Source organism: Rhizobium sp. R634 (assembly GCF_002211305.1).
In the GTDB taxonomy this organism is placed as follows: Bacteria; Pseudomonadota; Alphaproteobacteria; order Rhizobiales; family Rhizobiaceae; genus Rhizobium.
Genome location: NZ_LOKW01000015.1, coordinates 1 through 12,713, shown reverse-complemented (window position 1 = coordinate 12,713; position 12,713 = coordinate 1). Strand labels below are relative to the sequence as shown.

Below are 12,713 nucleotides of genomic sequence, written 5' to 3'. Positions count from 1 at the left end.
CTGATGCAGTTTTGGCGTGAGGGCGGATCACCTGCAAGGGCGCAGGCTGATCAATGGTGCGAATGCGTGCATTGGCCGTGATCGGCGAGAACCTCGATGACACGGCATTGGTCGACGCGGCCGTGGCCGCAGCCTTCCACCATGGTTTCCAGCTCGGCCTTCAAAGCCATCAGGCTGCGGATGCGCTGCTCGACCTCGACGAGGCGCGCCTTGGCGATGGCATCGGCCGAGGCGCAGGACTGGTTCGGATCGTCCTGCAGGGTGAGCAGCGTGCGGATCGCGTCGATCTCGAAGCCGAGTTCGCGGGCGTGGCGGATGAAGGCGAGGCGGCTGATATCGGCGGGTTCAAAGGAGCGCTGGTTGCCCTCGCTGCGGCTTGGGGCCGCGAGCAGGCCGATGCTCTCGTAGTAGCGCACCGTCGGCACCTTGACCCCGCTCCGGCGAGCGGCTTCGCCGATCGTGATCTTTTTCATGATTTTCCTCTTGCACCTCTAGTCGCTAGAGGATGTAGGAGAGGTGCTTCTGTTTGACAAGGAAGCGGATCATGGCTGAGACGAACGAGACGCGATACCGGGTCGGCGGCATGGATTGCGCCGCCTGCGCGAGCAAGATCGACGCGGCGGTCAGGCGGGTGGCGGGCGTTGCCGATGTTTCCGTCTCGGTGGTGGCAGGCACGATGACCGTCCGGCACGACGGCAGCAGCGACCTCAAGGCGATCGAGAAGAAAGTGACGGGGCTCGGTTATTCGGTCTCGCCCTTTGCCGGAAGCGGTGCGCCGACGCAAAACCACGGATCGGACGATCATCACGGCCATGATCACGCGGGGCATGACCATGGCGATCACAATCATGATCATGATCATGCCGAGAAGGAAATCGAGGGCCTGCATGGGCATGACCATGGGCCGACGACAGGTCCGTGGTGGCAGAGCAGGAAGGGCCGGCTGACCATTGTCTCGGGTGCTGCGCTGATTGCCGCCTATGCCGTAGGCCATCTCGTGCCCGCGATCGGATCCTATGCTTTCATCGTCGCCATGCTGGTCGGTCTGGTGCCGATCGCGCGGCGGGCTATCATGGCGGCGCTTTCGGGCACGCCGTTTTCGATCGAGATGCTGATGACGATCGCCGCTGTCGGCGCCGTCATCATCAATGCGGGTGAGGAGGCGGCGACCGTCGTGTTTCTGTTCCTCGTCGGCGAGCTGCTGGAAGGCGTGGCTGCGGGCAAGGCGCGCGAAAGCATTCAATCGCTGACGACCCTGGTGCCGAAGAACGCTTTGCTCGAAGACAATGGGCAAACGCGAGAGGTGCCGGCGGAAAGCCTTGCCGTCGGCGCGATCATCATGGTGCGTCCCGGCGATCGTATTTCTGCGGACGGCGTCATCATATCGGGCGAGAGTGCGATCGACGAGGCGCCGGTGACGGGCGAAAGCACGCCGGTGCGCAAGGGTGTCGATGCCCTGGTCTTTGCCGGAACGGTGAATGGCGATGCGGTGCTCCGGGTTCGCGTCACCGCGGCCGCGGCTGACAACACCATCGCCCGCGTCATCAAGCTGGTGGAAGAGGCGCAAGAATCGAAGGCGCCGACGGAGCGCTTCATCGACCGCTTTTCGCGCTATTACACGCCCGGCGTGGTGGTGGTTGCAGCACTCGTCGCGGTGGTTCCGCCGCTGTTCCTTTCCGGCGCGTGGGACGAATGGATCTACAAGGGCCTTGCCATCCTGCTGATCGGCTGCCCTTGCGCGCTCGTCATCTCGACGCCGGCGGCGATCGCCGCCTCGCTTTCCGCAGGCGCGCGGCGCGGGCTGCTGATGAAGGGCGGCGCGGTGCTGGAAAGCCTCGGGAAGGTGACGATGGTCGCCTTCGACAAGACGGGCACGCTGACGGAAGGCAAGCCGCAGGTGACGGACATCGTTTCCTTCGGCTTGAGCGAAGCGCAGGTTCTGTCGCGCGCGGCGGTGCTGGAGCAGGGCTCCAGCCATCCCCTGGCGCTCGCCATCCTCAACCGCGCCAAGGCCGACGGTGTTCCCGTGCCGCCGGCCTTCGAGCTGGAGGCGCTGCCGGGCAAGGGCGTCACCGGCAAGGTGGGCGGTGAGACCCTGGATCTGCTGTCGCCGTCCGCCACTCGCGAGCGCGGGGCGCTCGATGGAGACCAGGATGCGCGCATCACCGCGTTGAACGACGAGGGCAAGAGCGTGTCGGTGCTGCTCGTCAATGGCGCGGCAGCCGGCCTGCTCGCCATGCGCGACGAGCCGCGCGAGGATGCCGAAGCCGGGCTTTCGGTGCTGAAATCGGCGGGCGTCAAGACGATGATGCTGACGGGCGACAACAAGCGGACGGCGGCAGCCGTTGCCGGCATGCTCGGCATCGACTGGCGCGGCGAGATGATGCCCGAGGACAAGCAGAAGGTCGTCGGCGAATTGAAACGCCAGGGCTTCATCGTTGCCAAGGTCGGCGACGGCATCAACGACGCGCCGGCGCTGGCGGCCGCCGATATCGGCATCGCCATGGGCGGCGGCACCGATGTGGCGCTGGAGACGGCCGATGCCGCCGTGCTGCACGGACGCGTCGGCGACGTGGCGCGGATGATCGCGCTGTCGCAGCGAACGATGCGCAATATCCTGGAGAATATTACCATCGCGCTCGGACTGAAGGCGGTGTTCCTGGTCACGACCATTGCCGGCATCACCGGGCTCTGGCCGGCGATTCTGGCCGATACCGGCGCCACTGTGCTGGTGACGATCAATGCGCTCCGGCTGCTTCGGATAAGGGGATAGGCGTTTGCCTATTCGGCTCGATTCGAGGCGATCCGGAATCGAAGATCGCAGAGCCGGCTATAGGCCGACTCTTTTCGTTCCGATCTTCTCCACAGCCCATTTTGTTTAAGCTTTTGTTATCCATGTTTTTCACAGGAACGCAGCGATTTCAAACCTCTCGTAACGCGATGCGCCAACCATCCATTGACGCTGTCTTGGATTCGCGTACTATATCTAGTGTTCAAGGTTCCTTCGATTCGTGAGAATCGCGGGCTAAGACGGGAATACGGTGCGTTCCGCCATGAGGGCGGGACAAGGCCGGAGCTGCCCCCGCAACTGTAAGCGGCGAGCAACTGTCCGATTTCAGGTCACTGAGGCATGATGCCTTGGGAAGGCTGGGGACAGGGTGCTTCGACCCGCAAGCCAGGAGACCTGCCTTGCACGAGATGTCCACGGGCGGGGTGTCCGGAAGGTCGCGTGCATGAAGCGGAATGATCCGTGCCTGCTGCGTTGCCCGAACGTCCGCATGAGCACTTCGGGGTTGAAGTCATGTCGAGAATATTAAGGCCGCCGCCCGCGCTGATTCCGAGAGGGACCATATCGGGCGTTTAAGACGCCAACTTTGCCAGACCATTATCAAACGTTGCCCCGGACGCCGTAAGGCGCCCGATCCGAGTTCTGCGTTCTGAATTCATTGAGATCACGAGGAAGATGATGAGCGTTACCGTCTACAGCAAACCCGCCTGCGTTCAGTGCACCGCCACCTACCGCGCCCTCGACCGCCTGGGCGTCGATTACGACATCGTCGATATCTCCGAGGATGCCGAAGCGCTCGATCGTGTGCGCGGCATGGGCTACATGCAGGTTCCCGTCGTCGTTGCCGGCGAGCAGCATTGGGCGGGGTTCCGTCCAGACATGATCAGCGCGCTCTCCTGATCGGGAAAGGCGATGGGCCTGATCGTCTACTATTCCAGCCGATCCGAAAACACCCATCGATTTGTCGCCAGGCTCGGGCTGCGCGCGGCGCGCATTCCCGCAAGCGGCGCAGACGCGTTCCATGTCCGCGAACCCTTCGTGCTTGTCGTGCCGACCTATAGCGGCGACGGCGGCAAGGGGGCCGTTCCCAAGCAGGTGATTCGTTTCCTCAACGATGCGGAGAACCGAGGACACATCCGCGGCGTGATCGCCGCGGGCAGCAGCAATTTCGGCGAGACATACGGGCTTGCCGGCGACGTGATCTCGCGGAAATGCCAGGTGCCTTACCTCTACAGGTTCGAGCTCATCGGCACGGAGGAGGACGTCGTCAACGTCAGATACGGATTGGAGCGGTTTTGGACACGGGAACAACTCTGACGCGGGATGCGGGCGCAAAACCGCATAACACTTTTGCTCATCCCGCCGGCGAACGCCCTTTGAAAGCGACGGAAACGCTCGACTATCACGCGCTGAACGCGATGCTGAACCTTTATGACGATGAGGGCAGGATCCAGCTCGACAAGGACCGCCTGGCGGCGAAGCAGTATTTCCTGCAGCATGTGAACCAGAACACGGTGTTCTTTCACAATCTTCGGGAAAAGCTCGATTACCTCGTGACCGAGGGCTATTACGAGCAGGAGGTTCTCGACCAGTATTCCTTCAATTTCGTCCGCGACCTTTTCGACCAGGCCTATGCGAGCAAATTCCGGTTCCCGACCTTTCTCGGCGCCTTCAAATATTACACCAGCTACACGCTGAAGACCTTCGACGGAAAACGCTATCTCGAGCGCTACGAGGACCGCATCTGCATGGTGGCGCTGACCCTGGCACGCGGTGACGAGGCACTTGCCCGCGATATGGTCGACGAGATCATTTCCGGCCGTTTCCAGCCGGCGACCCCGACCTTCCTCAACGCCGGCAAGAAGCAGCGCGGCGAACTCGTTTCCTGCTTCCTGCTGCGGGTCGAGGACAACATGGAATCGATCGGCCGGTCCATCAATTCGGCGCTGCAGCTGTCGAAGCGCGGCGGCGGCGTGGCGCTGTCGCTAACCAACATCCGCGAGGCCGGTGCGCCGATCAAGCAGATCGAAAACCAGTCGTCGGGCATCATCCCGGTGATGAAGCTGCTCGAAGACAGCTTCTCCTATGCCAACCAGCTCGGTGCCAGGCAGGGGGCGGGCGCGGTCTATCTCAATGCGCATCACCCCGACATCATGCGTTTCCTCGATACCAAGCGCGAAAATGCCGACGAGAAGATCCGCATCAAGACGCTGTCGCTCGGTGTCGTCGTGCCCGACATCACCTTCGAACTCGCCAAGAACAATGAGGATATGTACCTCTTCTCGCCTTACGATGTTGAACGCGTCTATGGCGTGCCTTTCACCGAGATTTCGGTGACGGAAAAGTACCGCGAGATGGTGGCGGACGCCCGCATCTCGAAAGAGAAGATCAAGGCGCGCGAATTCTTCCAGGTGATCGCCGAAATCCAGTTCGAAAGCGGCTATCCCTACCTCATGTTCGAGGACACGGTGAACCAGGCGAACCCGGTCGCGGGCCGCATCTCCATGAGCAATCTCTGCTCGGAGATCCTGCAGGTGAGCGAGGCGAGCGAATATAATGACGACCTCTCCTACAAGCATCTCGGCAAGGATATTTCCTGCAATCTCGGCTCACTGAACATTGCGGCGGCCATGGATTCCGGCGATTTCGGCAAGACGATCGAGACGTCCATCCGGGCGCTGACGGCCGTCTCCGACATGAGCCATATCGCCTCGGTGCCGTCGATCGAGAAGGGCAACGACGAAAGCCATGCGATCGGCCTCGGCCAGATGAACCTGCATGGCTATCTCGCCCGCGAACGCATCTTCTACGGCTCGGAGGAAGGCGTCGATTTTACCAACATCTATTTCTATACGGTGACTTACCACGCGATCCGCGCCTCCAACCTGCTGGCGGTCGAGCGGGGCCAGAGCTTCAAGGGCTTCGAAAATTCGAAATACGCCTCCGGTGACTATTTCGACAAATATACAGAACAGGAATGGAGGCCGGCGACCGGGAAGGTGCAGGCGCTGTTCGACGATGCCGGCATTCATATTCCGACACAGGAAGACTGGGCGGCGCTGAAGAAGGCTGTCATGGCCTCCGGCCTCTATAACCAGAACCTGCAGGCGGTGCCGCCGACGGGGTCGATCTCCTATATCAACCACTCGACCTCCTCGATCCATCCGATCGTCTCGAAGATCGAGATCCGCAAGGAAGGCAAGATCGGCCGCGTCTATTATCCGGCGCCGTTCATGACCAAAGACAATCTCGATTATTATCAGGATGCCTACGAGATCGGGGCGGAGAAGATCATCGATACCTATGCGGCGGCGACCCAACATGTCGACCAGGGGCTGTCGCTGACCCTGTTCTTCCGCGACACGGCGACGACGCGCGACATCAACAAGGCGCAGATCTACGCCTGGAGGAAGGGCATCAAAACGATCTACTACATCCGCCTTCGCCAGATGGCGCTGTCCGGCACCGAGGTGCAGGGCTGCGTGTCTTGTACGCTGTGATTTTGCGCTGCTGGCCGAGAGTTTCGAGCTTGTAGCCCCCTCATCCGCCTGCCGGCACCTTCTCCCCGATGGGGAGAAGAGACAAGCCGATTGCATGGCGTTCCCCTCTCCCCAGCAGGGAGAGGGCAGGGTGAGGGGGCCCCGCACTCCGTTAGAATTTGTGGAAGAAAGACCACCCAATGAACATATCCATGAAGCCAATCAGCCGCGTGCGCGCCATCAACTGGAACCGCATCGAGGACGACAAGGATCTCGAAGTCTGGAACCGGCTGACCGGCAATTTTTGGCTGCCGGAAAAGGTGCCGCTGTCGAACGACATCCCCTCCTGGGCGACACTGACGACGGCGGAGCAGCAGCTGACGATCCGCGTCTTCACCGGGCTGACGTTGCTCGACACGATCCAGAACGGCGTCGGCGCGGTCAGGCTGATGGAGGATGCGGTGACGCCGCATGAGGAGGCGGTGCTTTCCAACGTCTCCTTCATGGAGGCGGTGCATGCGCGTTCCTATTCGTCGATCTTCTCGACGCTGTGCCTCACGCCCGATGTCGACGATGCCTATCGCTGGTCGGAGGAAAACGAGTTCCTGCAGCGGAAATCGGCGCTGATCATGGAGCAATATGCCTCCGGCGATCCCTTGAAGAAGAAGGTTGCGAGCGTCTTCCTGGAAAGCTTCCTGTTCTATTCCGGCTTCTATCTGCCGATGTACTGGTCGAGCCGGGCGAAGCTCACCAACACGGCCGACATGATCCGCCTGATCATCCGGGACGAGGCGGTGCACGGCTATTATATCGGCTACAAGTTCCAGCGGGGGCTGGAGCGGCTGTCCGAGGGGCGCCGGCAGGAGATCAAGGATTTCGCCTTCGACCTCTTGCTCGAACTCTACGACAACGAGGCGCGATATACCGAAGCGCTCTATGACGGCGTCGGGTTGACCGAGGACGTCAAGAAATTCCTGCATTACAACGCCAACAAGGCGCTGATGAACCTCGGCTACGAGCCGCTTTTCCCGGCTGAAGCCTGCAAGGTCAATCCGGCGATCCTCTCGGCGCTGTCGCCGAATGCCGACGAGAACCACGACTTCTTCTCGGGCTCCGGCTCCTCCTATGTGATCGGCAAGGCGGTTGCCACCGAGGACGAGGATTGGGATTTCTGAGACTTAATTGCAGTCTCCCCTTATTATTTGCTTCCGCATCGACCACATTCACGGCAATTGAATTCGGTACTCGTCGATAATGCGGCGTAGCGGGGTTTGGATGTCTTCTTTGTTGAACGAGGCCGGGGTTGCGGTTGAAACGGGCGAAGGGGCCTGGCCGATCCGCCGGAGGCGGATCCTCGACTGGCTGGTGAACGAGACGCGCGGCGAGCGCTTCATCGACAATATCCTGGTGGCGATGTGCGAGAAGCTCCTGGCCGCAGGGGTGCCGCTGGCGCGCGCGACGCTGCATTTCAGGACCAACCATCCGCAATGGATCGGTGCCCGCATCCTCTGGAAGGAGGGGATGACGGAGGCGAAGATCAACACATTCGCCTACGGTGTCGAAACCACGCCGGAGTTCCTGAAGAGCCCCGTCAACGCGATCCATCAGGGCGCGGAGGAGGTGCGCAGACAGTTGGAAGGCCCGGCCGACAGCGAGGAGGATTCATTCTTCCAGGAACTGCGTGACGAAGGCCTGACGGAGTACATCGCTTGGCCGGTCGAGCATACTTTCGGCAAACGCCACGTCGTGACGTTTTCCACCAGCCGGCCGGGCGGCTTTACCAGTGAGCATACCGATTTCCTGCGCGATCTCCTGCCGGCGCTGACCCTCGTCAGCGAAATCAGGCTGAAGAACATCATGGCGCGCACGCTGCTGCAGACCTATGTCGGGCCGCATGCGAGCGAGCAGATCCTGTCGGGTGTGACGACGCGCGGCAGCGGCGCCACCGTCGGCGCGGCAATCATGATCTGCGATCTGCGCGATTTTACGGCGATCTCCGATCTCTGGCCGCGCGACGACGTCATCCATCTGCTCAACGACTATTTCGACGCGATGTCGGATCCGATCGAACGTTATGGCGGAGAGATCCTCAAATTCATGGGCGACGGATTGCTGGCAATTTTCCCGCTCAGCAAGGATACGGCCTGTGCCGATCTGCTGCAGGCGATCCGCGAAGGGCAGGCGTCGATGGCCGAACTGAACGAGCAGCACGCGCGCATGGCCCGCGAACCGCTGCGCTACGGCGTCGGCGTGCATGTCGGCGACGTCATGTACGGCAATATCGGCTCGCGCCGGCGGCTGGATTTCACCGTCATTGGCCCGGCGGTCAATGTCGCCTCGCGGCTGGAAAGCCTGACCAAGGAGGTCAAGCGTCCGGTGCTGCTGTCGCGGGCCTTCGTCGAAATGGCGGGCTGCGCCAAAGACATGGACAGTCTCGGCACCTTCCCGCTGCGCGGGCTCGGAGAGCCTGTCGATGTCTTCGCTTTTCCGGAGCGGTAGACGGACGGGGATTCACACCCCTCGTTTGTTTCCCCAGAGCAGCACGTGCAGCTGCGGCAGCACGCGCGGCGAAAACCATCGGTCGGCCGTCACCTTTTCGACAAGCCAGTGCATGCGATCCATCACGCCATCCATGTCGATGCGCGCGTCGTCGTCTTCGAGCGGCGGCGGCGTGTGATTGCCCGGCTGCAGGAACAAGGGAATATAGGGATAGCGCTGGCCCGTCTCTCTGGCGAATGCATAGTCGGCATCGTCGAAGACGACGATCTTCAATGCGATCTCCGGTCCGCCGGCGGTCAGCCGAAGGCAGTTGTCGACCTCGCCCCAGTCCGTCTGCATTCCGCTTGACGGCGGCTTGGGGCTTAAGACCAGCATGTCGAGGTCGCGAAACCAGTTCCGGGCGATGCTTCCCTGCGTTTCCAGCGCGAAGCGGTATCCCTTGGAATGGCCGAGTTCGATCAGCGGTCCCAGGGGCTGGATCGCCGGATTGCCGCCGGACAGGGAAACCGTCATCGGCTTGCCTCCGGAGAGTGCCGTGACCTCCTGCCAGATCGCCTCGACCGACATGGGGACCCATTGATCCCGGAAGGCGCTGTCGACCGCATGAAGGCTATCGCACCAGGAGCAGCGGTAGTCGCAGCCGCCGGTCCTGACGAATACGGTCGGCAGGCCGATCAAGGCGCCTTCGCCCTGTATGGTCGGGCCGAAGATCTCGCTGACGCGGATGGTCTCCGCGCTCATGGCCTGTACTCCGCCCAGGTCTTCGGCGTCTCGCTGACGCGCACGCACGAAGTCTCCGAAAAGCGCTCTTTGCACCAGTCGTAGAAATGCTTGGCGAGGAATTCGGACGTCACCTTCGAGTGGCCGAAGACGTCGTTCAGATGGCGATGATCGAGCGCCTCGTCGATATAGCGCTTGAGCGGCGAAAGGTCGTGATAGTCGCGAACGAAGCCGTCATCGTTCAGGCTTTCCGCGGAAAGCTCGACGACCACGACATAGTTGTGGCCGTGCAGCCGGGCACATTGATGCTCGGCCGGCAGGTGATGCAACTGATGCGACGCGGAAAGGTGAAATTCCTTGGTGATGCGGTACATCAACGCACCTCCGTCGCGGCATATTGCGACACGGCCGCTTTCCAGAAGTCGCGGTCCCCGTATTCCGTCGGATCGGCGACGCCGGCAAGATGGAAGGCTTCGCGGCGTTCGACGCAGGTTCCACAGCGCCCGCAATGGAGGTTGCCGCCTTTGTAGCAGGACCAGGTCTCGGCAAACGGTGTGCCGTGTTTTGCGCCGTCGGTCACGATCGCCGCTTTGGGAAGATCGACATAGGGCGCCAGCAGTTTGACGCTGGCATAACCGTCCAGCGCTTGGTTCTGCATCTGCTGGAACGCATCGATGAAGCCCGGCCGGCAGTCCGGATAGATGAAGTGGTCGCCGCCATGCACGGCGACGGCAACGGCATCCGCTTTCTGCGCGGCGGCAAGGCCGAACGCGATGGCCAGCATGATGGCATTGCGGTTCGGTACCACGGTGGCCTTCATGGTTTCCTCGGCATAATGGCCGTCGGGGACCTCGACATTGTCGGTCAGTGCCGATCCGCTGAGATGGCCGCCGATGGCAGCGATGTCGATGATGTGATGGGGTACGGCAAGGCGCGCGGCGCATTTGGCGGCGAAGTCGAGTTCCTTGCGATGCCGCTGGCCGTAGTCGAAGGAGACGAGGCCGATAAGCTGTTGTTCCGCTGCCATCCTATGGGCAAGCGAAACGGAGTCGAGTCCGCCGGAGCAGACGACAATGGTTTTCATATTTTGGATCCCTTGTTTTGACCGGGTGGGCTGCGACCGGATTACGGGCGCGCTTCTAGGACAAAACGCGCGCGATGAAAACCACTTAATATAAGGGTATTCGAGCCGAGCGGGCTACCCGATCGGAAAGTTGATCTGCGGCGGCAGCAGCAGGTGCAGATCCTCGGCGTCCGGATTGTTGATGCGCTGCAGCAGCATGCGGCCGAGATCTTCGCCCGCCGCCGTCAGGTCCTCGTGGATGGTGTCGACCTTTGGCTGCAACTGGGTCAGAAGCCGGGAGGTTTCCTTGGCGACGATGTCGTAGTCTGCGGCGAGTGTCAGGCCGGCATCGCTCATGCCGCTGATGACGGCAAGCGCGGAGACTTCGCCGGGACAGATGAAGCCGTCGGGCGCATCCGGAGCGGCGGCGCGGGCGCGGATGAAATCACGCAGCACATCCGCCGGCGTATCGAGGTCGACCGCTTCGGGGATCTCATAGGCGATGCCCGCTTCCCGTACCGCCGTCATGAAACCGTGCAGGATATGTTGGCAGAAGGTCAGCCGTTTCGGCGGCAGGATGACCGCCACTTTTTTCCGGTCCTTTACGATCAGCCGGCGCGTCGCCTCATAGGCGAAGGTGAAATTGTCATAGTCGACATAGGGATGCGGCGTCGAAAACTCCGTGCGGCCGTGACAGATGAAGGGAAAGCCGGTTTCGAGCAGCAGGCGCACACGGGCATCGAGCGGTTCGGTGCGCGTGAAGATCAGCCCGTCGGCGAGGTGGTTGCGGATGATGTAGTCGGCGGCCTCGGCATTGGTCGTCGACAGGAAGTTCGGGGCGACGACAAGATGGTAGGAGGTTTCCTTCAGCGCCTTGGCGATGCCGTACATGATCGAGGTGGTGAAGCCGACGACTTCCTCGTGGGGATCGAGCAGAATGGCGATGACGTTGGTGCGGCCGGTCTTCAGCCGCTGGGCGGCCCGATCGGGGAGATAGCCGATTTCCCGGGCGATGCGATGCACGCGCTGGCGGGTCTCGAGCGAAATCTGCGGCGCGTCGGAGAGCGCTCGCGATACCGTCGTCACTGCCAGCCCGGCGATCGTGGCGATCGTCCGCAAGGTCGGCTTGCCGCGCTTGTGAGGAATATCGATATTTTCGCCGCGCTGCGGCCGGGGCGGTCCAGTCACTACTTCGCTTTCCACGCTGGAATTGCCGATACAATAACACGATCACCCGGGTGCGCAATCAGCGAATGAAAACGTTTTAAATTTTAACGCCGTATTAGGCATGGTAGTAAACTCCATAAGAATCAATCGGATAGCGAAATAACCATATTTTTCTCGGGAGCCGAGAAAGGGCTTGACGATCATGTGCTTATAACGTTTTAAATGATCAACCGCGCGGAGGAGCGCGGCTGTATGCCGACCGCCGCAATGGCGGAAAGCATCGGGCGGCAGGGAGGGCCCGCCGCCGATCTCAATGGGAGGAAATTCATGCGCAAGTTTATGAGCTCGGCGGCGATTGCTGTCGTGATGATGGCTGGCATTGGTGCGGCGCAGGCCGCTGACGTCAAGGAAGTCCAGATGCTTCACTGGTGGACGTCGGGCGGCGAGGCGGCTGCTTTGAACGTCCTGAAGGAGGATCTGTCGAAGGAGGGTTTTGCCTGGAAGGACGTTCCGGTTGCCGGCGGCGGCGGTGATGCGGCGATGACGGCGCTGAAGGCGATGGTGGCGGCGGGCACCTATCCGACGGCTTCGCAGATGCTGGGTTATACCGTGCTCGACTATGCCCAGGCCGGCGTCATGGGCGACCTGACCGAGACGGCCAAGAAGGAAGGCTGGGACAAGTCGGTGCCGGCGGCCCTGCAGAAGTTCTCGGTCTATGACGGCAAGTGGGTGGCTGCCCCGGTCAATGTGCATTCGGTCAACTGGTTGTGGATCAACAAGGCGGTCATGGACAAGATCGGCGGCACTGAGCCGAAGACCTTCGACGACCTGATTGCGCTGCTCGACAAGGCGAAGGCGGCCGGCGTCATTCCCTTGGCGCTCGGCGGCCAGAACTGGCAGGAAGCGACGATGTTCGATTCCATCGTGCTGTCGACCGGCGGGCCTGAGTTCTACAAGAAGGCCTTCAACGATCTCGACGAGGAATCGCTGAAGTCGG

At 61.5% G+C, this 12,713-nt stretch carries 13 protein-coding genes and 1 riboswitch; of the genes, 7 read left to right on the top strand and 6 right to left on the bottom strand.

Annotation, left to right across the window (positions count from 1 at the left end):
* Window positions 1–50: 50 nt before the first annotated feature.
* Entirely contained in the window at window positions 51–473 is a 423-nt protein-coding gene (locus tag ATY77_RS17465; RefSeq protein ID WP_088688343.1) for a helix-turn-helix domain-containing protein, read from the bottom strand.
* Between the two features lie 71 nt (window positions 474–544).
* On the opposite strand from ATY77_RS17465, the gene ATY77_RS17460 reads away from it, so the two are divergent.
* The 6 genes from ATY77_RS17460 (at window position 545) to ATY77_RS17435 (ending at window position 8,766) form a co-directional block, all read left to right on the top strand.
* The gene (locus ATY77_RS17460) at window positions 545–2,773 is read left to right on the top strand and encodes a heavy metal translocating P-type ATPase (protein ID WP_088688342.1); all 2,229 of its coding nucleotides are present in this window, start codon (window positions 545–547) and stop codon (window positions 2,771–2,773) included.
* 206 nt (window positions 2,774–2,979) lie between these two features.
* A riboswitch (cobalamin riboswitch) is annotated at window positions 2,980–3,207 on the top strand.
* A gap of 259 nt (window positions 3,208–3,466) precedes the next feature.
* On the top strand, window positions 3,467–3,688 hold the full coding sequence (gene nrdH / locus ATY77_RS17455) for a glutaredoxin-like protein NrdH (protein WP_088676289.1): 222 nt from the start codon (window positions 3,467–3,469) through the stop codon (window positions 3,686–3,688).
* Window positions 3,689–3,700: 12 nt separating this feature from the next.
* Window positions 3,701–4,105 carry a class Ib ribonucleoside-diphosphate reductase assembly flavoprotein NrdI gene (nrdI, locus tag ATY77_RS17450; RefSeq protein ID WP_088688341.1) on the top strand — a complete coding sequence of 135 codons (405 nt, stop codon included), beginning with the start codon at window positions 3,701–3,703 and terminating at the stop codon, window positions 4,103–4,105.
* A complete protein-coding gene (nrdE, locus tag ATY77_RS17445; RefSeq protein WP_088688340.1) occupies window positions 4,084–6,288 on the top strand; it encodes a class 1b ribonucleoside-diphosphate reductase subunit alpha in 2,205 nt (734 codons plus the stop codon). Before nrdI ends, nrdE begins: the two co-directional genes overlap by 22 nt.
* 179 nt (window positions 6,289–6,467) lie before the next feature.
* Window positions 6,468–7,442 (top strand): class 1b ribonucleoside-diphosphate reductase subunit beta, encoded by a 975-nt coding sequence (nrdF, locus tag ATY77_RS17440; protein ID WP_088688339.1) that lies wholly within the window; start codon window positions 6,468–6,470, stop codon window positions 7,440–7,442.
* Window positions 7,443–7,542: 100 nt separating this feature from the next.
* Window positions 7,543–8,766 (top strand): adenylate/guanylate cyclase domain-containing protein, encoded by a 1,224-nt coding sequence (locus ATY77_RS17435; protein ID WP_088688338.1) that lies wholly within the window; start codon window positions 7,543–7,545, stop codon window positions 8,764–8,766.
* 12 nt (window positions 8,767–8,778) lie between these two features.
* On the opposite strand, the gene queE is transcribed toward ATY77_RS17435, so the two are convergent.
* The 5 genes from queE to ATY77_RS32915 form a co-directional block, all read right to left on the bottom strand.
* Entirely contained in the window at window positions 8,779–9,507 is a 729-nt protein-coding gene (gene queE / locus ATY77_RS17430; RefSeq protein ID WP_088688337.1) for a 7-carboxy-7-deazaguanine synthase QueE, read from the bottom strand.
* Window positions 9,504–9,860, bottom strand: a complete 357-nt coding sequence (gene queD, locus ATY77_RS17425; RefSeq protein WP_088688336.1) for a 6-carboxytetrahydropterin synthase QueD — start codon at window positions 9,858–9,860, stop codon at window positions 9,504–9,506. The genes queE and queD overlap by 4 nt, the downstream gene beginning before the upstream one ends.
* Window positions 9,860–10,570 carry a 7-cyano-7-deazaguanine synthase QueC gene (gene queC / locus ATY77_RS17420; RefSeq protein ID WP_088688335.1) on the bottom strand — a complete coding sequence of 237 codons (711 nt, stop codon included), beginning with the start codon at window positions 10,568–10,570 and terminating at the stop codon, window positions 9,860–9,862. Before queC ends, queD begins: the two co-directional genes overlap by 1 nt.
* A 114-nt stretch (window positions 10,571–10,684) precedes the next feature.
* Complete coding sequence (locus ATY77_RS17415) at window positions 10,685–11,737, bottom strand: substrate-binding domain-containing protein (RefSeq protein ID WP_088688334.1); 1,053 nt, start codon at window positions 11,735–11,737, stop codon at window positions 10,685–10,687.
* 42 nt (window positions 11,738–11,779) lie between these two features.
* Window positions 11,780–12,142 (bottom strand): hypothetical protein, encoded by a 363-nt coding sequence (locus ATY77_RS32915; RefSeq protein WP_190237652.1) that lies wholly within the window; start codon window positions 12,140–12,142, stop codon window positions 11,780–11,782.
* Here ATY77_RS32915 and ATY77_RS17410 point away from each other — a divergent pair.
* Window positions 12,044–12,713, top strand: a 670-nt coding sequence (locus ATY77_RS17410; RefSeq protein ID WP_141103946.1) for an ABC transporter substrate-binding protein, incomplete at its 3' end; no start/stop codon positions are given. The two genes, ATY77_RS32915 and ATY77_RS17410, sit on opposite strands and share 99 nt — an antisense overlap.